Annotated in this window: 20 protein-coding genes and 1 pseudogene; 8 read left to right on the forward strand and 13 right to left on the reverse strand. The window is 70.0% G+C overall.

Going from position 1 to position 25,105, the window contains the following annotated elements; all coding sequences use genetic code 11:
* Nucleotides 1-581 precede the first annotated feature (581 nt).
* From F1615_RS15465 to F1615_RS15480, 4 genes are all read right to left on the reverse strand, one after another.
* On the reverse strand, nucleotides 582-1,424 hold the full coding sequence (locus F1615_RS15465) for a carbohydrate ABC transporter permease (RefSeq protein WP_149549535.1): 843 nt from the start codon (nucleotides 1,422-1,424) through the stop codon (nucleotides 582-584).
* Nucleotides 1,425-1,431: 7 nt separating this feature from the next.
* Nucleotides 1,432-2,424 carry a carbohydrate ABC transporter permease gene (locus F1615_RS15470; RefSeq protein WP_149549536.1) on the reverse strand — a complete coding sequence of 331 codons (993 nt, stop codon included), beginning with the start codon at nucleotides 2,422-2,424 and terminating at the stop codon, nucleotides 1,432-1,434.
* 101 nt (nucleotides 2,425-2,525) lie between these two features.
* Nucleotides 2,526-3,869, reverse strand: coding sequence for an ABC transporter substrate-binding protein (locus F1615_RS15475; protein WP_149549537.1), 1,344 nt, complete (start codon nucleotides 3,867-3,869; stop codon nucleotides 2,526-2,528).
* A gap of 93 nt (nucleotides 3,870-3,962) precedes the next feature.
* Nucleotides 3,963-4,982, reverse strand: a complete 1,020-nt coding sequence (locus tag F1615_RS15480) for a LacI family DNA-binding transcriptional regulator (protein WP_149549538.1) — start codon at nucleotides 4,980-4,982, stop codon at nucleotides 3,963-3,965.
* Nucleotides 4,983-5,190: 208 nt separating this feature from the next.
* Between F1615_RS15480 and F1615_RS15485 the strand changes: the two genes are divergently transcribed.
* A complete protein-coding gene (locus F1615_RS15485; RefSeq protein WP_149549539.1) occupies nucleotides 5,191-6,567 on the forward strand; it encodes a mucin-1 in 1,377 nt (458 codons plus the stop codon).
* Nucleotides 6,568-7,089: 522 nt separating this feature from the next.
* On the opposite strand, the gene F1615_RS15490 is transcribed toward F1615_RS15485, so the two are convergent.
* A complete protein-coding gene (locus tag F1615_RS15490; protein ID WP_149549540.1) occupies nucleotides 7,090-7,563 on the reverse strand; it encodes a DUF1348 family protein in 474 nt (157 codons plus the stop codon).
* 116 nt (nucleotides 7,564-7,679) lie between these two features.
* Between F1615_RS15490 and F1615_RS15495 the strand changes: the two genes are divergently transcribed.
* Both F1615_RS15495 and F1615_RS15500 read left to right on the forward strand, forming a co-directional pair.
* Complete coding sequence (locus F1615_RS15495) at nucleotides 7,680-8,270, forward strand: TetR/AcrR family transcriptional regulator (protein ID WP_149549541.1); 591 nt, start codon at nucleotides 7,680-7,682, stop codon at nucleotides 8,268-8,270.
* 324 nt (nucleotides 8,271-8,594) lie between these two features.
* Nucleotides 8,595-8,936 carry an SCO0607 family lipoprotein gene (locus F1615_RS15500; protein ID WP_425385641.1) on the forward strand — a complete coding sequence of 114 codons (342 nt, stop codon included), beginning with the start codon at nucleotides 8,595-8,597 and terminating at the stop codon, nucleotides 8,934-8,936.
* Between the two features lie 58 nt (nucleotides 8,937-8,994).
* Here F1615_RS15500 and F1615_RS15505 read toward each other — a convergent pair whose 3' ends face one another.
* Nucleotides 8,995-9,549, reverse strand: a complete 555-nt coding sequence (locus F1615_RS15505) for a lytic transglycosylase domain-containing protein (RefSeq protein ID WP_244328749.1) — start codon at nucleotides 9,547-9,549, stop codon at nucleotides 8,995-8,997.
* A gap of 407 nt (nucleotides 9,550-9,956) precedes the next feature.
* On the opposite strand from F1615_RS15505, the gene F1615_RS15510 reads away from it, so the two are divergent.
* Nucleotides 9,957-10,661 carry a S1 family peptidase gene (locus tag F1615_RS15510; RefSeq protein WP_149549580.1) on the forward strand — a complete coding sequence of 235 codons (705 nt, stop codon included), beginning with the start codon at nucleotides 9,957-9,959 and terminating at the stop codon, nucleotides 10,659-10,661.
* A gap of 842 nt (nucleotides 10,662-11,503) precedes the next feature.
* Here the strand turns inward: F1615_RS15510 and F1615_RS15515 are convergent.
* From F1615_RS15515 to F1615_RS15550, 7 genes and pseudogenes are all read right to left on the reverse strand, one after another.
* Nucleotides 11,504-12,373 (reverse strand): alpha/beta fold hydrolase, encoded by an 870-nt coding sequence (locus F1615_RS15515; RefSeq protein WP_149549543.1) that lies wholly within the window; start codon nucleotides 12,371-12,373, stop codon nucleotides 11,504-11,506.
* Between the two features lie 867 nt (nucleotides 12,374-13,240).
* Nucleotides 13,241-13,412 (reverse strand): annotated as a pseudogene (locus F1615_RS15525) (rhodanese-like domain-containing protein); the annotation flags it as partial.
* A gap of 28 nt (nucleotides 13,413-13,440) precedes the next feature.
* Nucleotides 13,441-14,841, reverse strand: coding sequence for a lanthionine synthetase C family protein (locus F1615_RS15530; RefSeq protein ID WP_149549544.1), 1,401 nt, complete (start codon nucleotides 14,839-14,841; stop codon nucleotides 13,441-13,443).
* Nucleotides 14,838-17,975 (reverse strand): lantibiotic dehydratase, encoded by a 3,138-nt coding sequence (locus F1615_RS15535; protein ID WP_149549545.1) that lies wholly within the window; start codon nucleotides 17,973-17,975, stop codon nucleotides 14,838-14,840. Before F1615_RS15535 ends, F1615_RS15530 begins: the two co-directional genes overlap by 4 nt.
* An 85-nt stretch (nucleotides 17,976-18,060) precedes the next feature.
* A complete protein-coding gene (lanA, locus tag F1615_RS15540) occupies nucleotides 18,061-18,222 on the reverse strand; it encodes an SCO0268 family class II lanthipeptide (RefSeq protein ID WP_149549546.1) in 162 nt (53 codons plus the stop codon).
* A 566-nt stretch (nucleotides 18,223-18,788) separates the two neighbouring features.
* On the reverse strand, nucleotides 18,789-19,073 hold the full coding sequence (locus F1615_RS15545; protein ID WP_149549547.1) for an Atu4866 domain-containing protein: 285 nt from the start codon (nucleotides 19,071-19,073) through the stop codon (nucleotides 18,789-18,791).
* Between the two features lie 320 nt (nucleotides 19,074-19,393).
* The gene (locus F1615_RS15550) at nucleotides 19,394-20,233 is read right to left on the reverse strand and encodes an SDR family NAD(P)-dependent oxidoreductase (protein ID WP_149549548.1); all 840 of its coding nucleotides are present in this window, start codon (nucleotides 20,231-20,233) and stop codon (nucleotides 19,394-19,396) included.
* A gap of 390 nt (nucleotides 20,234-20,623) precedes the next feature.
* On the opposite strand from F1615_RS15550, the gene F1615_RS15555 reads away from it, so the two are divergent.
* The 4 genes from F1615_RS15555 to F1615_RS15570 form a co-directional block, all read left to right on the forward strand.
* Nucleotides 20,624-21,499, forward strand: a complete 876-nt coding sequence (locus F1615_RS15555) for a helix-turn-helix transcriptional regulator (RefSeq protein WP_149549549.1) — start codon at nucleotides 20,624-20,626, stop codon at nucleotides 21,497-21,499.
* A gap of 388 nt (nucleotides 21,500-21,887) precedes the next feature.
* The gene (locus tag F1615_RS15560; RefSeq protein ID WP_244328750.1) at nucleotides 21,888-22,715 is read left to right on the forward strand and encodes a helix-turn-helix transcriptional regulator; all 828 of its coding nucleotides are present in this window, start codon (nucleotides 21,888-21,890) and stop codon (nucleotides 22,713-22,715) included.
* A 52-nt stretch (nucleotides 22,716-22,767) separates the two neighbouring features.
* Nucleotides 22,768-23,646 carry a helix-turn-helix transcriptional regulator gene (locus tag F1615_RS15565; protein WP_149549551.1) on the forward strand — a complete coding sequence of 293 codons (879 nt, stop codon included), beginning with the start codon at nucleotides 22,768-22,770 and terminating at the stop codon, nucleotides 23,644-23,646.
* A 361-nt stretch (nucleotides 23,647-24,007) separates the two neighbouring features.
* Nucleotides 24,008-25,105 (forward strand): amidohydrolase family protein (locus tag F1615_RS15570; RefSeq protein WP_149549552.1); only part of this gene is annotated, 1,098 nt, incomplete at its 3' end.

The following is a 25,105-nucleotide window of genomic DNA, read 5'->3' on the forward strand; positions in this document are numbered from 1 at the left end:
AGTGGTCGGCCTGGACCCGTCGGCGGATACGGGCCGGCAGTCCGGCCCGCCCCCAATGGCCAGCCTTCGGACAGACCCGGTCCGAAGCGAACCGAACCGGGATCCGCGGACCCCCGCGGACCCCCGGGCTGTGGCGAGGTCGCCGGCGTCATCGGCGTCGCGCCTGGGCACGTCGACGTCAAGGGGGACAGGCATCGCGAATGCTGCGACGGGCCACTGCCCGCCGTATCCGGTGGTCTCGTCCTCCGAGACCGTTCCACCTGCGGTTCTCGCAGGCCAGCGGCGCGCACGCGCACATCCCGCACTTCCTGGCGTTGACGCCGGGGACGGCCTGGCTATGGGGCGTCCGACGGGTGAGCAAGGCCGGCGACAACGACGAGGGCCAGGGCTTCGACCGGATGTGCGACCCCGTACACGGGCAGTCCGCGCATGGCTACAACCTGTCGAGCGCCCTGCCCGACGCCCCGGTCCCCGGGCACTGGTACTCCGCCCGGTTCCAAGAGCTCATGAAGAACGCCCGCCCGCCGCTGCCGCAGGCCTGGGAAGGGCCGAAGCGGCCGCGCCGCCCCGCACGGGTGCGGTCAGCCCTTGACGGCGGAACTGGCGACCCCTTGGACGAACCAGCGCTGGAAGAAAGCGAAGACGACGAGGACCGGCAGGACGAGCAGGACACCGAAGGCGAGGATCTGGCCCCAGTCCGGGGGCTGCTGCCCCTGGAAGACGCTCATCTCCAGGGGAAGGGGACGCACCGACGGGTCGGACACCATCAGCACCGGCCACAGGAAGGATCCCCACTGGATGAGGAAAGTGAGGATCGCGACCGAGGCGAACACCGGCCTGGACATCGGCACGATGATCGCGAAGAAGGTGCGCCAGGGTCCCGCGCCGTCCAGCCGGGCCGCCTCCTCGATGCTCGGCGGGATCTTCTTGAAGAAGGTGTGGAACTGGTAGATGGCGAAGGCGTTGGCGACGAACGGCAGCGCCTGGATGTAGAGGGTGTTGCGCTGGCCGTTGTACATGTAGAACAGCGGCACCGCCACCGACTCGAACGGGATCAGCATCAGCAGCAGGACGAGGGTGAACACCGCGTTCCGGCCCCGCCACTTCAGCCGCGTCAGCCCGTACGCCGCCATCGAGTTGACGATCAGTCCGCCCGTCACCACCACGAACGACAGCAGCACCGACACGCCCATGAACTGCCAGAAGTATCCGGTGCTGTCGGAGTTGAGACTGTCCAGGACGGCGGCGTAGTTGTCGAAGGAGAGGCGGGTGGGCAGGAAGCCGGACAGGCCGTTGAGGACCTCGTCGGACGGCTTGAGACTGCCGAGGAAGAGGTAGAGCGCGGGCAGGGCGAAGACGAACGCCAGGACGCTCAGGACGGCGTAGTCGAGGACGCGGCGTACGGGCGTACGGGTCATGGCCATGGGTCTGTCAGTCCTCGTTGTCGGGCCGGACGACGCGGCGCTGGACGATCGTCAGGGCTACGACGATCAGGAAGAACACCACCGTGACGGCGGATGCCTGGCCGATGTTGTTCTGGTCGAAGGCGGTGGTGACGGCCTGGTACATCACCGTGCGGGTGGCGTCCTCGTCCAGGCCGCCGCCCCGGATGAGGATGTACACCTGGTCGAAGACCCGGAAGGACAGCACCGAGGTCAGCATCGCGACGAACACCAGGGTGCCGCGGATGCTGGGCAGTGTGACGTGCCGGAACTGCTGCCATCGCGAGGCCCGGTCCAGCTGGGAGGCCTCGTAGAGCTCGCCCGGTATCTGCTGGAGGCCGGCCAGCAGGATGACCATCTGGAAGCCGACGCCCTGCCACACCGACAGCACGATGATCGACCCCATCGCGGTGAGACCGTCGCCGAGCCAGTCGAAGGCGCCCCAGTTGCCGAAACTCACGACGTCGAGCGCGGAGTTGAGCATGCCCTGCTCGCTGCGGGCGAGGATCAGCCGCCAGATCACGGCCACGAGCGCCATCGGGAAGACGACCGGCATGAAGAAGAAGGACCGGAACAGGCCGATGGCCTTCAGCTTGCGGTTGAGCAGGATCGCCAGCGCCAGCGCGAGGCCGGTCTGGAGCGGTACGACGACCGCGGCGAAGGTCAGGTTGTTCAGCAGTGCCCGCAGGAATGGGCCGGACAGGTCGGGGTCGGTGAACAGCCGCCGGTAGTGCTCCACGCCGAAGAAGGCGGGTTCGAGCGGGGAGCCGAGGCGGACGTTGTAGAAGGAGAGCACCACGGCGTAGCCGAACGGGATGCCGACGAAGGCGATCAGCCCGCCGACGGCCGGGGCGGACATCAGCAGTCCGTGCAGCAGGTCCCGGTTGCCGCGCGGGCGACGCGAGGGTTTTGCGGGGGGCGCGGACGAGGCGGCCTGCGCCCGGCCTGGGGCCGCGGTGTGCGCGGGTTCCACGGTTTTCACTGGGGGTCCTCTTCCCGGAGGGGCGGGCTCGGCCGGTATGTGGCCGCGTCGTTGCGCGGCCCCGTCGCCGGCGGCCCGCCCGGGCCGATGCGTCCTGCGGGCTACGGGATCTCGTAGCCGGCGTTGTCGGTGAAGTCCCGGTCGATGGCGCGGGCGGCCTTGCGCAGGGCCTCCTGCGGGTCGGCGCCACCGTAGATCGCGTTCAGGGCGGTGTGGAACTTGGCGGTGATCGTGGGGTATCCGGCGGTCACCGGGCGGGTGACGGCGACGCAGGAGTCGTTGATGTCACTGGCGCCGCAGGGCCGGGCGAGCTGGTCGGCGAAGAGCTGGAGAGGTCCGCCCTCCCGGTACAGCTCGCTCTTGGCGAGCGCGGTCCTGGTGGCGGGCACCGCGCCGTTGGCCTTCGTCATCGCGCCGACGTTGGTGTCGTTCAGCAGGTAGTCCAGGAAGGCGCCCGCGGCCTTGCCGTTCTTGCTGTCGGCTCCGATGCCCCATGCCCATGAACCCTGCCCGGTCTTGGGTCCGTTGCCGAAGTCCGGCAGCGGCAGGACGACGAGTTCGTCACCGAGGGCCTCGTCGTAGGCGGGGTACATCCAGTGGCCGACCCAGCTCAGCGCCACCTTGCCCTTGGCGAAGGCGTTGCCGTCGGTGTTGGGGTCGACGTAGGTCTTCCAGGACTGGAAGGTCTTCATCGCGGAGACGACCTCCGGACTGTCGAGTGCGCCTTGCGCCTTGCCGTCCTTCAGCAGGGCCCCGCCGGCCGACCAGACGATCGGGGAGTAACCGTAGGTGCCCCACTCCGTGGCCAGGCCGTACTGCTCCGATATGTCGAGGACCTTCCCGTCGGAGTCCTCGGCCCTCAGCGCCTTCAGTGCCTTGCCGAACTCCTCGGCCGTCCAGGCGTCCTCCACGCCCTTCGGGTACGTCACGCCGGCCGTGTCCAGCAGCTTCTTGTTGGCGTACAGGCCGAGCCCGGAGTCGAACATGCCCAGGCCGTAGTGCTTGCCGTCGACCTCGCCCTGTGCCTTGACGGCGTCGGTGGCGTTTCCGAGGGTCCGGGCGGAGACGTGGTCGTCGAGCGGGGCGAGTTTGCCGTTGTAGACGAAGTTCGCCATCGTCGGGCCGTCGAACTCCAGCACGTCCGGAAGCTCGGAGGGGTCGGTGGCCGTGATGGTCTTCGTGTAGTCGTTCTCGGGGATCAGCTTGAGCTCGGCCTTGACGTCGCTCTGCGAGGAGTTGAAGTTCTTCACCGCGTTCTGCAGGGCGGCCGTCTCGCTCGCCTGGCCCTGGTGGGCCCAGACGCTGATGGTGCCCTTGCCGCTGCCCTCCTCGGCGGAGGTGTCGCCGGCGCCGCCCCCGCTGCCGCAGGCGGCCAGAGCGGCAAGCGGCAGCAGGGCGAGGGCGGTCAGGCCCGTACGACGGCTTCTTCTGGGTCCGTTGGTCATGGTGGTGCCTCCGAGCGGTGTGCGGTGGGTGCGCGGACGGTGGGGCCGGGGGCGCGAACGGCCCCCGGAATCGGGCGATGGACGAGGGGAGGGTTACCGCTGCCGGCGGCTGTGCGGCGGGGCGGTGGTCTCGCGGAGGATGAAGCGGATGGGCATCTCGACGGGGTCCGCCGGTCCTGCGTCCGGGTCGTCGAGCTGCGCCAGCAGCAGCCGGGCCGCTTCCCGGCCCTGGGCCGCCACCGGCTGGGCCACGGTGGTCAGTCCGATGACTTCGGACAGCTCGTGGTCGTCGAAGCCCACGACGGACACGTCGTCAGGAACCCTCAGGCGGTGCCGCCGCAGGGCGCGCAGGGCGCCCATCGCCATCTCGTCGGACTGGGCGAACACGGCGGTCGGTGGGTGGCGCAGCGCCAGCAGCTCGCTCATGGCCCGCTCGCCGCCCTCGACCGTGTAAGCGCCGTCCGTCTCCAAAGCGGGGTCGGGCTCGATCCCGGCGTCCGCGAGCACGTCCAGGTAGCCCCGGCGGCGGTCGAGGGGAGTGGTCCAGTGCAGTGGCTCGCTGGCCCCGGAGATCATGCCGACCCGGCGGTGGCCTAGGTTCACCAGGTGCCGTACGGCGCTTTCCGCACCGCCACGGTCGTCGATGCCGACCACCGTGAAGCCGGGCCGGGCACCGCCGACCGTGGTCGCCAGCGGCACGTCGAGGGAGCGCAGGGCGGTGGCCTCCTCCGGGTCCGGGATCAGCAGGGACAGCACGGCGTCGACCCGCTTGCGGATCGGCAGCTTGGTGAAGAAGCGCTTGCGTGCCTCCGGTGAGCCGAGGTTGTACAGCAGGACGTCGTAGCCGGCGGCGCTGAAGACCTTCTCGGCCGCGTCCAGCACGGTGCCGAAGAACCAGCGGCCGACGTACGGGACGACGACACCGATGGTGCAAGTGCGTCCGCTGGCCAGGCTGGATGCCGAACGGGACGCGGTGTAGCCCAGTTCGGCGGCGGCCGCGACGATCCGGGCCCGCATCTCCTCCGACACTCCGGGACGGCCGCGCAGGGCGCGGGACACGGTGGACGCCGAGACCCCGGTGGCCTCGGCGACATCGGTGATGCTGACCGTCACGGGACGCTCCTTGGTCGGTGTGCGCGCCGCGTGGCCGGGGTCCGGCGGCACGTCGGCGTGAGGGGGAGTGACGAGACCGTAAACCCGCCCACCTAGTTGCGCAAGCGTTTGCGTTCAGATTTACTGCGGCTGATTCTCGAAGGAACTCTCAACAGCCGGAGCACAGCGCACGCGTTTGAGTGCGGCTGTCGGCAGACAGGACCTGTCCATGCGATACGCGCCGCCCGGCCTCTGCGTGAACGACTTCGACCTCCTGCGCCACGCGGACGGCAGCTACACCGTGCTGCACCTGCAGGGGCCGTGGACGGCCGAGTTCGACCACCTGCGCATGGAGACCTCCTACGGCCGGGCCACCTCCGCCGACCTGGTCCACTGGGAGCCGCAGGGCACCGCCTTCGGCAACGGCCTGCCGGGCCGCTTCGACCAGCAGGCGGTGTGGACCATGCACGCTTTCCCGCACGGCTCCGGCACGGCGATGCTCTACACAGCCGTCTCCGGACTCACCCCCGGTGGCTGGCCGCTGCAGTCGGTCGGTCTGGCGTACTCCGAGCGCACCGACGGCACCGGCTGGCGCCGCCACGGCACGGATCCGGTCGTCGAGGCAGACCCGCGCTGGTACCGCACGGGCGAACGCATGGGCTGGCGCGACCCCTTCGTCGTGCGCGACGACGAGTCCGACGGCTGGGTCATGGTGCTCTGCGCCGCCGACGCCTCCCTGCCCGTCGACGTCAGCGGCTGCGTGGCCTGGGCGTCTTCCGACGACCTGGAGCACTGGACCGTCCACCCGCCGCTCGTCTCCCCTGGTGACGTCGACGAGTTGGAGTGTCCCGTCCTCGAACGCCTCGACGACGGCAGTTGGCTGCTGCTCGGCTCCATCGGCGCCACCCGGGGCTTCGAGGCGTGGACCGCGCCCCGGCTGCGCGGCCCGTGGACCCGTCACGGCCCGCTGGGGCCGACGGGCGCGTATGCCCCGCGGGTCGTCACCGCCCCCGACGGCTCCCGCGTCGTGCTGCACACCACCCCGCGCCGCGTCGGCCTCACCGACACCGGTGACCGCTGCCGCGGCATGCTCGCCCAGCCCAAGAAACTGGTCGCCCACCCGGGCAAGGCGCCACGCCTCGCATGGTGGCCGGGCCTGGAGCCCTGGCTCGAGGAGCGATCAGGCGGTACCGCACTGCACGCCGTCGGCGACGTCGACGTCAGCGACGGCATCGAGGTCGTCCTGCGCGCCGAAGATCCGGGTAAGGACCGTGCCGCCCTCGCCGTGGCCTGCGACGGCAGGGACCTCCGGGTCACCGGGCCCGGGGGAAGGGTACTGGCGCGGACCGTTCTGCCGGATCCGCCCTCCGCGTTGCGTATCCTCACGATCGGTGAGTACGTCGAGGTCTATGCGGACGACGCCTTCGCTCTGACCGCTCTGTGCTATTCCGGTCGGCCTGTCCCCTGGACGGCGGTCACCGGCAAGGGTGCCGGCCCGGTCCCCGTCCGCCCGATCCGCCTGCCAGACCCGTGGCGGGACGACGCCTCGGCCGTGTGGCCCGGTTCGCAGGCAGCGACCGGGGCCGCCCCCGCCGGCCGACGGTGACCTTGGCGTCGGAGGCCGTCGCGGAAGCGGCCTGAGGTGGCGGCGCCGCGACCGCCGCCCCGCCCCGTACGGGTGCGTCATGCCCGGTGTGGTTTTCTGCCTGACCTCGATTCCCGCGGGGCCGAAGAGAGTGACGTCCGCGCGCCGGCCGAAGTCGGGCGTGCGGCCGGCACTCTTCGAGGTGGGTCGCCGACGTGCGTGCCGATCAGTTCGGTCGGCAGCAGCAGGACCGTCCAGAACGGGATCTGCTGCCGCTCCGGGCGTGGGGCGGGCGGTGACGGCGGAGTCGGTGACGTCGTCCGTTCATGCTTCCTTGCGTCGTGGTCGAGTGAAAGGGGGCGGGGCGGATGGGCGGCCCGGTGAGGCTCGGCCCGGCGGAGGCACACCCCGGACCCGTGCTCGGGGTCACACATTCCGGCCCGGCAGCGAGAAGGGTCTCCTGCGGTGCTCCTGCTTGGCTGCGCGCGCGGCGTCTGGACAGACGCGCGGCCTCTGGACAGAGGGGAGCATCGAAAACGCGGGTCAGAAGCCGAGGTCGCTGAGACCGGGGTGGCCGTCGGGGCGAGGGCCCAGCGTCCAGAGGTACCTGCGCTCCGATGCCGCGATCGGAAGGGTGTTGATGGAGGCGTGGCGGGTGTGCATCAGTCCGTTCTCGTCGAACTCCCAGTTCTCGTTGCCGTAGGAGCGGTACCAGTGGCCGGCGTCGTCGCGGTGCTCGTAGGCGAAGCGCACCGCGATGCGGTGGGCGTCGTACGCCCACAACTCCTTGATCAGCCGGTAGTCGAGTTCGGTGTTCCACTTGCGGGTCAGCAGCGCGACGATCGCCTCCCGCCCGGTCGCGAATTCCGAGCGGTTGCGCCAGCGCGAGTCCACCGTGTAGCCCAGCGAGACCTTCTGCGGGTCACGGGAGTTCCACGCATCCTCGGCGAGGCGGACTTTCTCGGTGGCGGTCTCCCGGGTGAACGGCGGGACCGGGGGACGGGTGGCGTCGGTCATGTCAGCTCCTCGCTCTGTGGCGTTATGCGCACGCTGTGCGCCGCAGGAGAGAACGCTCGTTCTCACCTTGCCCTGCTAAAGTAGAGAACGATGGTTCTCCAAGCAAGGGGGCGGACATGCCGGACCGCGAAGCGGCCCAGGACCAGGCACTCGGGGCGGCCGAGGAGCTCTTCTACAGCCGGGGCATCCAGGCGGTGGGAATGGACGCGGTGCGCAACGCCTCCGGACTGTCACTCAAGCGCCTCTACCAGCTGTTCCCCTCCAAAGAGGCCCTGGTGCTGCAGTTCCTGAACAGGCGTGACCGTCAGTGGCGCCAGGCCCTGGCCCACTACGTGGACTCTCACACCACACCCGACGAACAAGTCATCGCCGTGTTCGAGTGGCTGCACACATGGTTCTCGGAACCGGACTACCGCGGGTGCGCCTTCATCAACTCCTTCGGCGAACTGGGCGGGATCTCACCCGAAGTCGCCGCCCAGGCCCGCCGCCACAAACAGGCATTCCGCGACTACCTCGTCGCCCTTGTCACGGCCACCGGGCGGCCGGCGACACTCGGAGACCAACTCGTGCTGCTGGCCGAAGGCGCCATCACCACGGCGGCGATCACCGGCAGCCCCCAGCCGGCGACCCAGGCACGCGATGCCGCGCGCCTGCTCATGCTTGCGTACTCGCGGCACAACCGGGCCCACTCCGACGTCAGTCAGTAGACCGGCTCAACTGCAGATCCGACCTTGAGGTACGCCAAGGGTGCCTGGGGCCGCCAAGTCCTCGTCCGCGCCCGCCTCGTGCTGTGCGCCTGCGGCGGCAATCGAGAGGTCCCACATTGTGACGCCCGTTCAGCGCTACCACAGCCAGGGGCCAACGGGGATCGATGTGCAGGTCCCTCGGGAACCACTCAGGGGGAGGCGGCCTGCGCGGTGTGAGGAGGTACATGACTGAGTACCTGGGCGTCCCGTACCCGAGCACGCGTGCTCACGACACACCGCCCGGCGTCGGCAAGAGTGAGGGCCTACCGAAGGCAGGAGATCGCCGTGCGTCAGACTCTCAGGACCAGCCGAGCCGCTCACCGTTCCCGGCGCGGTGCCCGCCGCTTCACCGCTGGCGCGGCTCTGGGTGTCACGACCGCCCTGATGCTGGCCGGATGCGGGCTGGAGTACCGGGAGGACATCTGCAGCGCAGGCGAGTACCCGGCCACGCACGTCGGTTCCACCGGCTCCGCGTGCATCTCGGACGGCGAGCAGCCTCCCAAGGGTTACACGCGCTACCCCGAGGGCAAGGTGCCGCAGCAGGTCGACGACAAGTGGGACGTGTACTGGCGCACCCATGTGGTCGACGAGAACGGTGACATCGTGGACGCTCCCGAGGGAGGCTGATGCCCGGGCAGCAGCGGCACTTCCGGTCGGCGAGCGCCGGCGGGCACGGCCCTGGCCGCTAGCCGGTGACGGTGTCGCGTGGCTTGCCGCCGTCGGCCAGGGACTCGGCGGCTCGTTCCCGGTTGGCGCGGAAACGGCGCAGGTACGACCGTGCCATGGGGCCCGGCGGGATGCCCCGGGCGAAGGCGCGCATGTTGCGTTCACCCGTGTTGTATCCGAGGGCGAGGAGTTCGTCGCGGGTGTAACGGCGTACGTGCCGCCTGGGGAGGCTCCGGTCGAGGTCCTTCAAGTGCAGGGCAGCTGTGCGGATGGCCAAGGCGGGGTCGTCGCGCAGGTCCTGCCATCGTCCCGGCAGGCCGTGCGTCCGCCGGACCCGCTCGAACGTCGCCCGGTGCATGTTGGCCACGCCGAAGGACGCCCCGGGCTTCCACCACTGCCACAACCGCTCCAGCAGGGGGTGGTGGGGTTTGTACGCCTCGTTGTAGAGCACGGTCATCACGAGCAGAGGGGAAGTTCCGGCCTCCCGGGCACCGCGCACCACAACTGCGGCGTAGTCGGCCGGCGTGTAGCTGCCGGGACGCAATGGCGGCGTCCGGGCGTCCTCACGGTCCACGGTTCGGGCCCCTTGCTTCGCCGCCGGCATCGATGGTTCGGCCATGGCGATCGATCACCCCTCCACCGTTCTGAACCGTCTTGAGGCGCAGGTGCCCCGGCGGCGCCGCCCCAATCCCGACCTGTGGCGAATGAAGGACGAGTGCTGATCCACCGAGGTCGGCTGTCAGCCCAACCGCCCTGCCCACGGACCGGACCGTGTAGTCGGCGCGTGGGGAGGGGTGTGGTGTCTGAAGGCCGGACTATGTTTGAGCCTGGCATCCTCGGCCCCGTCGCCGCGGTCTCGCGTGCGTGGACGGCCGACGGCCCGTCCACGCAGCGTGTGGTTGGCGGCTTTCAGCCTGACCATCCGAGTTGATGGAGGCCCACAATGGCAGGTACATGCCGTAGGAGGTCGTCGTGAGTCCCATGCGTTCCGAAAGCCCTCTCCGAACCATCCTCCAGGCCGTCATCGTACTGGCGCTGATCTTCGGCTGGTCCACTGCCGTCGGATCGGCCGCGCACGCTGGCCAGCGAGCGGGGCACCAGGCGGCCGTCGCGGTGCGCGGGGGCGACACCCTCTACAGCACCAGCACCCGCTGCACCGTGGGCTTCAACGCCCGCTCCGGCTCCACCCTGTACGCGCTCCTTTCGGGCCGGTGCGCCCAGGGCGCCCGTACCTGGTACGCCGACCCTGGCCTGACCATCAGTGTCGGCGTCACCGCGGGAGTGAGTTTCCCGGGCAACGACTACGCGAGCGTCCGGTACACCAATACGGCGGTCGCGTACCCGGGCGAGATCTCGCTGGGCGCCGGCGCCGGTACACGTGACATCACCAACGCGGCATATCCCGTCGTCGGGCAGTCCATCTGCCACGTCGGGCGGACCACCGGATACCGCTGCGGGACCGTCCAGGCCGTGAACGTCACCATCAACTACGGGGAAGGAGCCGTATACGGACTGTTCCGGTCGACCATCTGCTCCGAGCCCGGAGACACCGGCGGTCCGGCCTTCTCGGGCGGCACGGCTGTCGGCATCATCGTCGGCAGCAGCGGGAACTGCAGCTCGGGAGGCGTCACCTATTACCAGCCGGTGGCCGAGTGGCTGTCGGCGTACGGCCTGAACATCTACTGAGGCAGCTGACCCGACCGAGCACGCAACGCTCCCGTACTCCTCCGCAGCCAGCGAAGGTTCGAGGATCGCTTCGCACCACCAGTCGCTGCCGGTGACGCGAACCGCGGCCAACACGCCGAGCCTGGCCAGGCACGTCGCCCGGCTGGCCCACCACGCAAGTGTCGCGGTCCCCGCGTGGCTGTCCATCGCCCAAGCACCGAGCGCGCGGAGAAGGCTGACGCGGAGGGCGTCCTTTGCGATCCGGGCAGACAGACTGCCGGTGTTCTGCTCCTCGCCTGCGGCATGGCCGAGGCCGATGGTCGCCGCGACCAGCCGGTCGAAAGAGAGCCGGTCGTCGAACTCTACGGCCTGCCGACCGCGTTGCATCACCTCCCTGATCCGGTCGGTGACTGGCCTGTGCCGGTCATGGTCGGCTTCCGCGCTGACGGAGTGCGCGCTGATCACCTGCAGCAGTGCGTGGTAGCGCCCGGTCACCTGTGCGCCGGCCTCGAGTCCGCGAAGGAGCGCGCGAGACCGACCACCGCACCGAGGGTGAGGAGCCGCCCGAACCGACACGTTCCGCCAGCGCCGAGCACCCCGCGCACGCAACCGGTACAAGAACGTAGCCGTCAGAAAACCCCTCACTGCCAGGAGGACGACCCACTGGTCAATCCTTGATGCTCGCGGAGGCGCCGGCAAGACCTGTGTAGAACCGCTCGCCGGGGACCGAGCCCGGGTTCTTGCTACTGGCGTCATAGGGACCGAGCGCACGACGTTCCGCGTCCACGGAAACGGTCGCGCCCGGCCATCTTCTCACCTGGATGCGATCGTGAACCATGGTTCTGCGGGAGGCGGCCCGAAGGTTACTCGGGCCGCCCGGCGAAGAAGCCCGCGAGGGAGGACGCGAGTGCTTCTGGAGCCTCTTCGGCCACATGGTGCCCGGCATCGATGCCGTGGCCGCGCACGTCCGGTGCCCACCGCCGCCAGATCTGCACCGGGTCACCGTACAGGTCCTCGAGGTCGTCCCGGAGCGACCAGAGGATCAGTGCCGGGCACTTGATCCGTGTCCCGGCGGCGCGGTCTTCCTCCTCGTGCCACCGGTCGATGGTGAGGCCGGCCCGGTAGTCCTCCAGCATTGCCCGCACCACGTCGGGGTTTCTCGTGGCCGAACGCCACTCGTCGTAATTCTCCTGCCCCATGCTCTTGGGGTCGCCGCGGTACCAGCTGTCCGGATCGGCGTTGATGACCCGCTCGGGGATGTCCGGCTGGGCGAAGAAGAACCAGTGCCACCACTGCGTGGCGAACTCGGCCGTGATGCGGGACAGGTGCTCGGTGAGGGGAAGACAGTCGATCAGCGCCACCCGCGAGACCGCGCCGGGATGATCGAGCGCGAGACGCAGCGCGACAGCACCTCCGCGATCGTGCCCGGCGAGTGCGAACCGGGCATGGCCCAGGGAGCGCATCACCTCGACCACGTCACCGGCGACGGCTCGCTTGGAGTATCCGGCGTGGTCCGAGGTGGGCGCCGGACCGGTGGATCGGCCGTACCCCCGGAGATCGGGACAGACCACGGTGAAACCGCGCCGGACGAGGAGGGGAGCGACGCGATGCCAGGTCGCGGATGTCCGGGGGTGGCCGTGCAGCAGGACTACCGGCGGTCCCTCTCCGCCGTAGCGCACGAGAATCGATGCTTCACCGGCCTGGAGCCACCTGGTCTCGAAGCCCTCGAACAAGGCCCGAACCTCCCGCCCTCGTTGGTACACCACCCACGGCGCCTATAGAGCCCAGAACAAGCCCTCACTCACCCACGAGACCCCCCGGGCCAACAGACGGGGCAAGCTGACCCCCTTGCCGACGAGTGCGGAACCGACAGCCTTCCTCATGCCCCCGCAGGCCCCGGCGACACAACTCCTGATCCGCCACAACGGTGTCGCTCACCGGACCCAGGGCCAACGGACGGGCGCATCAAGCTGCTTGCGATGCGTTTCGCCCGGTACTACCTCGTCGCGGCACTGCACGGACCGCGACGAGACCCCGCGCGTCCTCGGTCACCTCATCGAGCCACTCCGTCGCCGCCTGGCCCGCGCCCATGAGCACCATCCCGCCCACGCTGAGACCATGATCCGACGGGCCACGGTCAGCGTGATGGCCCGTCGGCTCGCCCGGGGGTACCCGGCCACGTGTCCAGGCCCTCGCACCCTGCGCCGCATCGCTGCCGAGTGGAACCAGACCGGCATGCCGACTGGCTTTCCAGTATCCGTCGGGTCTCCGACCGGCTCGGATCACCGCCCCACTCAGAGTGGTTTTCACCGCGACTACCGGGTTGAGAGGCTCCGCGAGTTCCTTGGTGGCGACGGCCACGAGGCGCATGGGTGCATCCCTGTCCAGCAACGCACTGACGTACACGATGGCCGCTCCGGTCACCGCGGGGACCACGCCGACGCGGTCGACCGGATACGGCCAGTTGCCTGTCAGCATGAACTCCGGATTCCGAGTGCGCACGAACTCCTCGGACGCCAAGGAGACGATCCATGACGGCGCATCGGTCGCCGACGACCCGCGGCCAAGCAGAGGCCTGACCGCTTCGTACGGGCCCTCGTCGCACTTCGTGGCCGGAGCTGATTGTGGGGGAGTTTGGCGAGGAGGGCCCGTGCCGCACGTATCGGTGGAAGTGGAGAAGACGAGACCGGAGACGATCAGGGAGCCGGTGGCGAGGCGGACCTGGCGTTCCATGGGCCAGACGGACCGAGCGTTCTTGGGCAGGTCTCTCCCCGGCGCAGCACATTTCCCGCCGGGCGAGCTAAGCCAGCAGCAGCGGCATGTCCCAGTCGGCCGGTGTGCCCTCCACCGCGTACGAGTCCAGGGCGAGCGCGACGCCGGCCGCGCCGTCGAGGTAGCCGGAGACATCCGAGCCGAACGGCACCTTCGTCATCGTGAACCGCAGTCCGAAAGGCAGTGCCGGGTTGAAGGCGGAGACGAGTTCGGTGGCGATGTCGTCCCGCAGCTCCGCCAGCCGGAAGTCCTGCCACTCTTCGTTGAGCCGGCTGAGCTGGTGCAGGGCCCCGGCCCAACCGTGGCACAGCGCATGGTCGTCGATGCCCCAGGCCGACCGGGGAAGGACGAGCAGCCGGTCCACCGAGGCGCGGGCGAGGTCCGAGAAATCCGTCCGGCCGAGAGCCCGTCCGGCCAGTTGCAGGGCGCGGGAAACCCCGGGAGACCCGTAGCACCAGGCCGGCCACTTAGCGCTTCCGTCGTAGGCGGCAGGCCCCCGTTGCCACTGGGCGAAGGAGAGGTAGCCGGGCCAGAACAGGCCGTACCGGTCCGCCACCGCCCAGGTCCGCAACAGGTCGGCCGTCGTTTCCATGGCCTCCTGCTGCCCCGGCACCCGCACGCCTTGCTCCCACGCCAGGGCCATCAGGGCGAGCGGCCCGGCGACGCCGTGCGACAGGCCCAGGTTGAGGTGGCCGCCGGGGAACGCCGGCTCGGAGCCGACCCGGGGCGCGTCCAGGGCCCACCAGCGCGGCACTCCCGCGCCCTGGTGCTCCACGGTGCCGAGCGACAGCCGCACGAGGTACTCGAGCACCGCCGTCAGCGGCTCCTCACAGCTCTCCGCCCGTGCCAGCAGGTAACGGCCGACTCCGGCCAGACCACGGACCACCTCGTAGCGCCCGATGGTCGGCAGTGGCCGGTCTTCGACCGGAGGCAGGACAGTCCGTACGAGATCGCGCTGGTAGGCGTCGAAACGCTGGAGCGCGGAGACGTAGCCGCCGGTGGTGCGGTGAGCGAGCAGCACGGCGAACGCCAGGGCCCCGGGCCCCTTGAAGATTCCGCCCGCGTCGCCGGGCCGGGCCGAGACGGCGCGGGTTCCTGCTGTGAGATACGCATGGGCGCGAGGCACCTGCCGCGCCGAGTCCCGGGCGGCTCCCGCGAACGCGAGCGCGAGCCCGGGGCTGCCGCTGCCGAGGGTGAGCTCGGCCCAGATCGGCTCGGCGACCCCGTCGTCCGCGGCTTGGGCAGGGATGCGCGTGGCCGCCATCGTGGCGGCGGGGTCGGCGAGCCGGTTCAGGATGTCGGCGGAGACGGCGGCAGCACGCTCCCGGAGGTCCTGAGCCGAATGGCCGGCCGGGCGCTTCCGCGTCCCGCCGCCGGTGGTCCTGTTCATAGCGTGCTCCCGTGTCCAGCCCTCGGTGGTGCCGCTCATCGTCCGCTCCTGCTCTCATGTCGCCGCCGCCCGACATGAGTCCGCACCGCGCCCCGCAGAACCGCGTACCCGCGAGCCTCGGCCGACCGGTCGATGCCGAACTGACGGTTGTGCCGCATGTGCAGCAGCGACAGCAGGGCCTCGTCGCGGTCGGCCTCCGGAGCGGACAGGATCAGCCGTCCGTACGCGCGCGGCTCGGGCGACTCGGACCACAGCGCGCTGAGCGACGGCGCCCCGAGTGCTTCCGCAGCCGACGGCACCGCGCTCCCCGGCCTGATCAGCCGGTCGGCGACGGCGCGGTGCTGCTGGTAGACCTCGTGCTCCGCGGTCTTTGTGAACATCCGGTCGACCCAGCCGCACCAGTCCCAGTCCCCGAGGGACTCCAGGAGCATCGCGTGCCCGAGCCCGGCGAGCACGTCGGCGGGGAGCGCCCGCGCAACGCCCCGCAGAGCGCGCAACTGCACGAGCGCCGACAGGCTGTCCGTGCGGAAAAAGCGCTCGGCGGCCTCCTGCAGGGCCTCGCCCCCGTACCGGTCGCTCTCGGGCCGGTACGTGTCGAGGGTCATCGTCCGCAGGGCCCCGCTCTCGACGAGGGCCCGTGACACACGGCTGATCGCGGGCAGCACTCGGCCGTTCAGTACCCCGGGATCGCCGTGGAATCGCAGGCGCAGATGCGGCTCGGGGTCCTGGTAACGCAGGAAGAACCAGCGGTCGACCTCGTCCTCGATCTCGGCGAGCACAGCGGGAAGATGCTCGGCGAGCAAGGCTTCGTGGGCCGACGGCTCCGCGTACCACTTGGCGAACAGCCAGTCCTCGCCCGGCAGATGGATCCGGGTGGGGGCAGGCCGGACCGGCGGGGCGGTTTGCGCCCGCTCGGCACTTTCCGGCGCCGTACGCCCGGCGGGCCACCGTGTCCCTGCGAGGGGCACCACGATCTCCGTGCTGTGCCCGCCGTTCCAGCCGAGCCCCGCGCCGTCGGCCGTCAGGTCCTCGTAGAGGACGAACTGGGGATGCGGGGCGGTCAGTTCGGCGCGCAACAGGTCCCGGTCCCAGCGGTCGCGCAAGTCGACGGGGTACATCTGGTCGTTGCGCGCGATCTGCAGCCGGTCCGGTACGGCAAGGCGCCGGCGCCAGGCGTCGAGGCCCAGCTCCCACGCCTCGGCGCCCTGTGCCCGGGCCGCGTCGCGCAGCCGACGGCCCGGCAGCCATCGCTTGGGCATCGCCACCACCCGCCCGTACCGGATGCGCGGCAGATACGGCAGGGCATCATGTCCGGCCCAGTCCCAGCCCGACCACACCCGGGGGCGCGCCGTCGCGATATCCACGAGGAACCGGGCCACCGGCGGAGCCTGTGTGTCCAGGGCCAGCATGTGCGGCAGAACCGGACGGACCGGACGGCCACTGACCGGGTGCAGCAGCCGCAGTCCGTCGGAGCCGGCGGCGACGAGCAGCGAGCGCCAGTCCAGACAGCAGGGGTCGTCCCGGTCGTCGGGTACACCGACGGGGATGCGGTGGGGCAGCAGCCGGGGCACCTGGACGATGTTGAGGCCGCGCGGCTCGCGGGGCATCAACTCGACCTGCGCCGCGATCACCGCGTCGTCGGGGGTGACGGCGGTGTCGGCGGCCAGCCGGGCGAGTTCGCCGGTGAGGCCCGCCGCCGCCGCGAACCGGCCCGCGGTGGCGCCGGCCGTCCAGGCGCCGATGTGCGGGCTGCCGAGCAGTCGGAAGTCGCCGCGGTCCAGTGCGGCGGTGCTCTCGGAGAGGACCTGGAAGCAGAGTTCGAGGCTGCGCGGCGGCGCGGCCGCGGGATCGTGCCGGGCGACTTCGGCGAGACGCTGTACGACGTCGTCGGTCAGCACCAGGTCGCCGCCGGACAGGACGGCCTCTTGAAGCAGCTCGCCGATCATCGCGCGCCTGGGGCCGTCCGCCTCGTCGCCCGGGCCACTGCGTGCGTACGCGGGCTCTGCGCCGTACTCGGGGGGCAGGCCGAGTCCGCGGTGCGGGTCGACCAGCTCGCCCAACGGCACGGCGCAGGCGGTGCCGTAATGCTCGATGAAGCGCTCGCGGTAGTCCCGCATGTATGCCAGCGTCGTCCACTCCGGTGTGATTGCCCAGATTGCGGCCGCATACCGGCACACCTCACGGCCGACTGCCTCCGGTATGACGAACTCGCCGGGTATGTGCAGATCCACATGCAGAGGCGGCCGGGTGTGCGTGTCGTTGTCCGTGCCGGGGACGTCGAGGTGGCGAACCTCGTCCAGGAGCTGCTGCCAGGAGTCGCCGCCCAGCCCCGGGGGGTCCTCCTGATGCCGTGCACAGGCCGCCCGGATGTCCCGCAGCGCCTGCGCGTCGTCGGGAAGCGCCGCGTCCAGGACCGCCTCGATGCCGTCGAGCAGCGCGACGTCGATGCGGTGCGGGGTGATCGAGGTGAGCAGGAAGCCGTGCTGCAGGAGCCCTGCCAGGTGACGGTCGAGCCGTTCGGCGTCCAGCGCAGGAAAGCGCTCAGTCAGCGAGACGAGCAGATCGGCATACGGCACCAGGGTCCGCGCCCGCTCGCGCACGGCGCTGACCAGCGCGTTGTCGCGTACCGACTGCTGCTGTCCACCGGTGCGCAGATACAGCCGCCCGTCCCGCAGGAAGCACAGGTCATTGAGTACGACGTCCACCCGCCGGCGGACGGAGGGCTCGGCGAGCCAGGCCAGTACCCGGCGGCGCAGCCACGCCCCGTCGAGCCGGACCGCGACCTCACCGGTGCCTGGCTCCGCTTTGGCCGCGGAACCGAACCGGGCGGTACCGACACCCGCGAACAGGCCGAACGGCGTCGGGCGCGCCCCGGCGCGGCGGGCGTACCGCGTCAGGGTTCGCGCGGCGCTCAGGATCCGCTTGCGGCCCAGCGCGGTCGCGCCTTCGTCACTGGTCAGACCGGCCAGACTGTGGGCCAGCGAGCCGCTGGCCACCCGGACCGCCTGGTCGAGCAGGGGATCGGAGGCGAGCTGCCGCGCCCCGGAAACCGGATCGGCGGCGTCGACCCCGGCCAGAGCGGCGCCGCGCGGCCGGCTCGCCATGCGGACGAGCACGGGCTCCCGTACCTCGAATGCTGCAGATGCCTGGTGGGCTTCGGACTCCGCCGCCACGTGTGTGCTCCTCGCCGTCGTACGGAAGAGCGGGGCGGACCCAGGACCGCCCCGCTCGGAAGAGCCCCGAGGGGGCCTCAGTCCGTCAGCAACAGATGGGGCAGCGCGTGCCGATCGCGTAGCTGCTCGGCGAGGTGTAGGTGCCCTGGCCGAACGACTCGGCCTGCTCCGGGAGATCGGAGATGCGCAGATCCAGGTCGAGGTCGAGCTCGGGGGCTTCGTGGGACAGAACGATCTCGGTACGCATGCTTCTCCCTTGGATGGTGGGGTGCACGGACTCGAACGTCCAGGGCCGTGGTTGAGGCCCGGACATGAGTATCCTTTGCTCGCGCTACTGACAGTCGCTAGACGAAATCGAGCCATTGATCAAGGGGTCGGCCACTGCCGGGGGCGGGGTGGGGGAGCGGGAGCCCTCGTCTGCGGAAGGCGGCAGCGCCGCCTGAACCGCCCGGCTGCCGCGACCTTGGTCCAGGTCAGGGAGCGAGAGTCAGCCAGTCGTCGCAACACCGATCCCTCGGGGCCGTTGTCTCTCGGCGGCGCCCTGGAAATGGCGGGTACCGGTCTGACGGTCGGCGCACTCGCGGCTTCCGGCCCACTGGGATCGGTCTCGGTGTCGCGGCAGCCGGCGCGGACATCGCCGGCTGCCGCGACCGTCGGCGGGGCGTCCGGCTCAGAGATCGCCGTGCGGCGGCGGCCGAGTAACGACGTGGTCATGGACCTGCTAGGTGTGGATGGCGTAGAAGTCGCTGATGCCGTCCCGCACCTGGGCCGGGGTGGCAGGGGTGATCACCTGCACGTGGACCTTGGCCAAGGTCAGACTCCCCGCCGGGCGTGCTCGTCGCCCTCACGGTAGAGCACCAGATGCTCGTGGTGGAGAACGCCGTCGCGGACGTCGCCGGTGGCTGTGAAGCCGGTGTCGTCGACGTAGTCGATGTGGTTTCCGGTGACGGTGTAGCTGCCGGTGTACGCGCTTCGGCGGTTGCCGCGGGCCTCGTCGTAGCGGTGGTCCGGCAACAGTTCCTGCCGGATGAAGCCGTCTGCGGTCACCCACATCCCGACGTACGGGTGAGGGTCGGGGGAAGTGTTGTTCGTCGTCATGCCTCAACCGTCCGTTCTCCGGGGTGAGGCCGCCAGGCCGCAGTCCACCCAGGGTGAGGCAGTCCTGGGAGTCGGACACCTACCTGCCGCGCTCGGGCGGCCTTCGGATGGGGCGGTTCACTGCCGTTCACGGGGAGCGCACTCGGTCGGCCGGCGAGGTCGAGGCCTCTTCGCCGGTAAGTGGCAGGGCTGTGGAGTCCGCGCAGGCGGATGTGTGACGGGCCGGGGCGCCCGGCCGGGCCGCGAGGGGAGCTGACCCGGCCGGGCAGTCGTGAGGCCCGCGCACATGAGCCGGGGCCACACCCCGGCGATCAGTGAACTCAGGCGGCATCGTCGTGTGCGGTGGCGGCGGACTTCTCGCGCCACGGGGCGAGGTCGTCCTGCACCCGCTGGTACTTGACGTCGAGCCGCTCGAGGGTGTCGCGCCCGAGGTAGAGGTGCGTGGGCAGCTTCTCGGTGGAGGCGACCTCGACGATGAGGGCGGCACCCTTGACGGGGTCGCCGAGCTGCGCGTGGTTGGCCTGGTCGATCCAGTCCAGCGTCACGTGCGCGGGGGTGCCGTCGTAGTCGGCGATGCGGTTGGCGGCCACCGACAGCGAGCTGGCGTCGAGGAAGTCGGTGCGGAAGACGCCCGGCTCGACGACCACCGACTGGATCCCGAACGGAGCCATCTCGGCGGAGAGGGCTTCGCTGATGCCGGCGACGGCGAACTTCGACGCGCAGTACAGGCTGACACCCGGCTCGCCCTCGAAGCCCGAGCGGGAGCCGATGTGTACGAGCTTGCCGGAGCCCTGCTTGCGCATGACGGGCAGCACGGCGCGGGTGACGTTGATCAGGCCGAAGACGTTGAGGTCGAACAGCGAGCGGGCCTCCGCGTCGGTGATCTCCTCCAGGGCGCCCAGCAGGCCGCGGCCGGCGTTGTTGACCAGGACGTCGATGCCGCCGAACCGGTCCACGGCCGCCTCGACGGCCTGCGGAATACTGTCGTTGTCGGTCACGTCCAGCGCGACCGTGAACACCTTGTCGGAATTCTTCAGATCTGCCGGAACCCGCTCCGGGGTTCGCACGCCGACCACGACATTGTTGCCATCCGCCAGGGCAGCGCGGGCAATCTCCGCACCGATACCTCGGGAAGCTCCGGTGACGAACCAAGTAGCCATGAACAGGTCTCTCTCTTCTCGTTCGCATGTCCATCGGGGGTTTTCCTCCGACGCATCCGATGGTGCGAGGCATCGCGAGAGGCAGGAAGGCCAGGAGTTTCCTTGGAGAAATCTTCCCAGGCTACGGCGGAGCAACTGCAGGAACATGCCGGGCGTAGCGCTGAGATGAGCCTGCGCAGGCCAAGAGGGCAGGAAGGCATTCCGCGGTCGACAGCACGAAGCCGCACCGGCTTCATCTTCCGCGTGCACGGCATCCGGGGCATACCGCCTGCCGCCCGCGCCACGCGCGGCTATCAAGCTACGGCTCCGCAAGGGGCCGGAAGTTCCTGGGAGAAGCGCACCCCCCTTTCGGCCCGCCACAGGCCGCCGAGTCGCTCTAACCTCGACGACATGGACACAGACAAGCACCCCCTGGCCGAGAATGCGCTGGGAGGCTTTCTGCGCGCACGACGCGCTCAACTGCGTCCCGAGGACGCCGGACTTCCCACATCCGGCCGCCGCAGGGTGCCCGGTCTGCGCCGCGAAGAAGTCGCCACCCTGGCCGGTGTGAGCACCGACTACTACATGCGCCTGGAACAGGGCCGCGAACGGCATCCCTCGCGCCAGGTGCTAGAGGCCGTGGCCAGGGCCCTGCGCCTTGAAGAGGACGCCGTGGCACACCTGTACCGCGTGGCCACCCCCACTACGCGCCGCACACGTCGCGCGCCCCGCATCGAACGGGTCGGCCCGCACCTGCGGCAGCTCCTGGACACCTGCAGCGATACGCCCGCCTTCGTCCTGGGCAACTCCATGGACATCCTGGCCGGCAACCAGCTCGCAGCCGCCTTGTTCGCCGGCTTCCGGTCCTGCGACAACCTGTTGCGCATGACGTTCCTGGACCCGGCCGCGCACGCCTTCCACCGCGACTGGGACCGTGCCGCCGCATCATGTGTGGCCGCCCTGCGGCGGGCAGCGGGCATCGATCCCGACGACCCGCGGCTCATCGAGATCGTCGGCGAACTGTCAATGAAGAGCGCCGACTTCCGTGCACTGTGGGCCCGCCACGATGTGCGGGGCAAGACCCGCGAGGCCAAGCTCTTCCACCACCCCGAGGTCGGCGACCTGGAGCTGCACTACGAAGCCTTCACCGTCAACAGCGCCCCCGGCCAGCAAGTCATCGTCTATCAAGCCGAGGCCGGCAGTACCTCCGCCGACGCGCTGGCACTGCTCGGCTCCCTGACCGCGCTGCCGACTCCACAGCGTGCCCTGTTCGCTGGCCCGGACTGAGAACGCCACCCGGAGGCAAAGCTGCGCAGGACGCCCGCACCACCGACCTGCCGCGGTACGGCGGCCGCCGTGTCCGTAAGCTCCGCACAGCTCGCCCATCCGCCTCAAAGAGTGAGGCATATCGAAACCGCGTCGGTTCTGTAGATATGAGTCGTCGAACGGCTCCGTGTCGTCCTTGCTCCGCTGCGTCCGCGTGCCGTCGAGGAAAGGAAGCAGCGTCCGCTCAACCGCCGCGAGGCCGGTCCATCGTTTCCTGGGTGTATTACGGCTACCCTTGCGCCTTCCCGCGCTCGCGGGCGTCGCGGAGAATAGCGGTATGAACCAGATCGTGGAGCTGGGAGAGTTTCTCCGTTCGTGCCGGGGCCGGCGCGATCCCGCAGACGCGGGAATGCCCACGACCGCTCGGCGTCGCGTCCCGGGCCTGCGCCGTGAGGAGCTCGCCCAGCTGGCAGGCGTCAGCGTCGACTACTACACGCGCCTGGAACAGGGGCGTAGCCGTACCGCCTCGCCGGAGATCCTTCAGTCTCTGGCGACAGCGTTGCGTCTCGACGACACCGAGCGCGCGCACTTGTTCGATCTCGCGAACCGGCGCCCCGTCCAGCGCCGACGGTCCGTGCCCTCCCCGGCCGAGCAGGTCACCCCAGCCGTCCACCAGCTCCTGGGCACCCTGGACGCCGCCTACTGTCCCGCATTCGTCCTGGGGCGGCGCACCGACGTGGTGGCTTCCAACCCACTCGCTCGTGCACTGATCGCCGACTTCGACGCCATGCCCGCGAACGAGCGCAACCAGAACCGGTTCGTCTTCCTCGATACGGCCGCCCGCGAGCTGTACGCGGATTGGGAGAGCGTCGCCGCAGACACCGCCGCCATGCTGCGTATGGACGCCGGACGCCACCCCGAGGACCCGCAGCTGGGCGAACTGGTCGGCGAACTCGCGGCGCGCAGCGAGCACTTCCGCGCGTGCTGGGCTGAGCGCAGGGTTCACGAGCGAACCGAGGGGACCAAGAGCTACCACCACCCCGCCGTCGGGGAACTCACGGTCACCTACCAGGCTCTCGCCCTCCCCGGCGACAGCAACCAGACCCTGTTCATCTACAGCACCGAGCCCGGCTCCTCCTCCGAAACCGCCCTGCGGCTGCTGGCGACATGGTCGACCGGACTTCTCGAAGAGCAGGCCCGCACCGCCGCACCGAACGAACCGGACACCACGGCCTGACCCCCCGGTTCATGGCCCGCCGCAGCCGAAACAGGAAGGCTAGCCTGAGGACATGAGTGACAGCACTCCCTTGGGAGAGTTCCTCAGAGCACGGCGCGAAGCCCTCAAGCCGCACGACGTGGGCCTGCCCGAGCACGGCCGCAGGCGGGTGCCCGGGCTGCGCCGTGAGGAGGTCGCGATGCTCGCTGGTGTGAGCTCCGACTACTACATGCGCTTGGAGCAGGGGCGCGAGTCCAGCCCCTCACCCCAGGTCATCCACGCCATCGCGGACGCCCTCCACCTTGATGACGAAGCCGCCGACCACCTGCGCAGACTCACCAAAGCACCCCAGGAACACCGCACCCTTCCGCCAGGCCACGACAAGGTCAACACACAGCTGCTGCAACTGCTCGACAGCTGGCCCGACACCCCTGCCTTCGTGGTGGGCCCGGCGCTGGACATCCTGGCGCACAATGCCCTTGCGGCCGCACTGCACAGCGGCTTTCAGCGGTTCGACAACCTGGCTCGCATGATCTTCGTCGACTCGGCGGGCCGCGACTTCTACCAGGACTGGGACAAGGCCGCCCGGTCATGCGTTGCCGAAATCCGCGCCGCCTACGGACACGACCCGACTTCTCCACGGATCATCGAAGTCGTAAGAACTCTTTCCGTGAAAAGCCCGGAATTCACCAAGATGTGGGCGCGGCACCATGTGAAGGGTAAGACCAGGCAGACGAAGAACCTCAAACATGCCCAGGTAGGCGACCTGCAGATCCAGTTCTCCGCCTTCACCGTCAATGAAGCCCCTCATCAGCAGCTGGTCGTCTATCAGGCTGAACCCGCCAGTCCCACTGCGGCCGCATTCGCCGAACTCCGCTCACGGTCCGACAACCACCAGGGCAAGCAGGAGCAGCCCGAAGCTGAGTGGATCACCGACCCGCACATTCTCTGAAACTGCGGCCTCGGCAACCCGCACGCCTCAGGAGACCAGCGGTGATCACCGTAAGCCTCCTCGGGGATCTGCCGTCCGGACGCATGCCCTCCGGCGCGGATCAGCCGCTCGGTGCGAAGGTCGCGCTGCCAGCCCGCCGTCAGGACCGCATCGACGCGGTAGCGCATTGCATCAGGGAGGCCTGCAACAGCACCGTCCGAGTACCCCCGCCCGGGGTCACCGCCGCCCGGAGCGAGGGTGACAGTGGGTGTGGCGCACCTGGGGAAACGGCGGCCTGGTTGCCCCGGCGAGACCGGTCGACGCTGGTGTCCACAAGCCGGTGAGCAGAACGCCCACCGCACCTCTGCGAGGAGAACCTCCCATGAACGTCAATGACACCACCAGCGCCGCCGTACTCGACCAGCTCCAGCGCCAGTCCGCCGACCCGCAGCGCCGCATCCTGTTCACCGGCGCGACCATCGTCACGATGGACCCGGACCTCGGCGTCATCGACCGCGGCGACCTGCTCGTCGAGGGCGACACCGTCACCGCCGTCGGCCGCGACCTCGGCACAGATGGCGCAGTGGTCGTCGACGCCACCGGCACGATCCTCACTCCCGGCTTCGTGGACACCCACCGGCACGCCTGGGAGGCCCAGCTGCGCCGGATCATGCCCGACGTCGACGACCTCGGTGGCTACGTCATGGCCACGCTGGCCGGCTACGCCACGGTCTACCGGCCCGAGGACATGTACATCGGCACCAGGCTGGCCGCCCTGACCGCGATCGACAGCGGCATCACGACCATGCTCGACTTCTCCCACAACTCCCGCACCCGCGAGCACTCGGACGCCGCGATCGAGGCCCTCGTAGACACCGGCATCCGGGGCGTACACGCCTCCATGGGCCCGCACTTCGGCGAGTGGGATCGCCAGTGGCCCGGCGACCTGACCCGTATCAAGGACCAGTACTTCAGCAGCGACGACCAGCTGCTCACGCTGCGCCTGGCGACCCTCGCCACCGACGAGATCGCCGGACCGGCACTCGCCTACGGACCCGAACTGGCTCTCGTGAGCGCAGAGTTGGGCATCGGCGTGAGCGTGGACGCGGTCTTCGGTACCTCTTCCTCCGAGGCGGTCCTGCGGTGGGCCAAGGACGGCATTCTCAGTCCCGACGTCACCCTCATCCATGCCACGGGGCTGACCTCCGAGGCGTGGAAGGCGATGGGGGAGACCGGCACCACCGTGGCGCTCGCCCCCACGTCCGACGCGCAGATCGGCCTGGAGACCGCGGTCCCCGCCGTCGACGAGGCACTGTCCGTCGGTATCCGCCCGGGGCTGAGCATCGACGTCGAAGTCGCCTTGGCCAGCGACATGTTCACGCAGATGCGGGCGCTGCACGCCATCCAGCGGATGCGCGCGGTCAACGCCGTCCACGGCACCGACCAGCAGCCCTCCCGCATCACCACCCACGACGTCCTG

The sequence above is a fragment of the Streptomyces marokkonensis genome (assembly GCF_008312835.1).
Classification (GTDB): Bacteria; Actinomycetota; Actinomycetes; order Streptomycetales; family Streptomycetaceae; genus Streptomyces; species Streptomyces marokkonensis_A.